Source organism: Flavobacterium sp. (assembly GCF_036741995.1).
Lineage (GTDB): Bacteria > Bacteroidota > Bacteroidia > Flavobacteriales > Flavobacteriaceae > Flavobacterium.
This window is the reverse complement of sequence record NZ_DAINRG010000035.1, coordinates 1,240-2,637: the sequence shown is the minus strand read 5'-3', so window position 1 is coordinate 2,637 and position 1,398 is coordinate 1,240. Positions and strand designations below refer to the sequence as shown.

1 protein-coding gene is annotated in these 1,398 nt (G+C 42.3%); it reads left to right on the top strand.

What is annotated here, in order from left to right:
• The coding region (locus V7D82_RS10015) for a hypothetical protein (RefSeq protein WP_333600840.1) at positions 1–1,398 on the top strand (1,398 nt) is incomplete at both ends.

The window sequence follows — 1,398 nt, the reverse complement described above, 5'->3', positions numbered from 1 at the left end:
ACCGCTACACCAACAAACGGAGGAACTGCACCAACTTATCAGTGGAAAATAAACGGTACAAATGTAACCGGAGAAACGGCTTCTACTTTTACTACCACAACTTTATCAAATAATGATATAGTAACAGTGGTTATGACCTCTAATGCAAACTGTGTTACGGGTTCATTAACTACTACCTCAAATAGTATTACCGAAACAGTCAATTCCTATCTGCCGGCTAGTGTTAGCATTACAGCATCGGATACTATCATTTGCGCCGGAAGTAATGTTACGTTTACCGCAACTCCAACAAACGGAGGTACTACACCTACTTATCAATGGAGGGTCAATGGCACGAATATACCCGGAGAAACAGCTGCTGCCTTTACCACCAATACTTTGTCTAATAATGATGTTGTAACCGTGGTGATGACTTCTAATCTCACTTGTGTTACAAGTTCACCGGCGACCTCAAATAGTATTACGGAAATTGTGAATGCTAACCTGATGGCGAGTGTTACTATTGCGGCATCTGCTACTGACATTTGTGCCGGAAGTAGTGTTACCTTTACCGCTACACCAACAAACGGAGGAACTGCACCAACTTATCAGTGGAAAATAAACGATACGAATGTATCTGGAGAAACAGCCGCTACCTTTACTACCACAACTTTATCGAATGATGATACAGTAACTCTGGTTATGACTTCTAATATTACCTGTGTTTCCGGCTCACCGGCTACTTCAAATGGTATTACAGTAACCGTAAATGCAGTTTCAATAGGAGGAGATGTAACAGGCGGGACAGGTATTTGTTCTGGTACAACCAGTGGTTTATTGACTTTGGCTGGGCATACAGGCGCCGTTGTTCGTTGGGAATCTTCTATTAGTCCGTTTACTTCTTGGACCAGTATTGCCAATACTGCAACTACCTATACTTCTGGAGCGTTAACGCAAACCACTAAGTATAGAGCTGTAGTGCAAAGCGGCGTATGTGGTGAAGTTTATTCAACGTCAACCACTGTTGATATTAAAACTACTACTTGGAAAATCACTTCTCCTGCCACTACACCAGCCTGGGATAACGGAGATCCGGATGATGGGGTAAAAGCGGCAGTTATTGAAACCACATACCCATATCCTTCGGGCAGCGGGGCTGATATTAATGCATGTTCTTTAACGGTTGCCAATGGTGTTACGGTTGCTATTTCTTCGGGTTATAGTGTTACATTGAGCGGAGCTTTGTCAGCTACCGGGGCCTTTGTTACCTTTAATAATAATGCCAATTTGATTCAAACCGGAAATACAAATAGTAATGTCGGAGCCATCATTATAAAACGGGATAGTTCGCTGTTAAAACGACTAGATTATACTTTATGGAGTACACCGGTTACCGGACCTCAAACACTTTTTGATTTC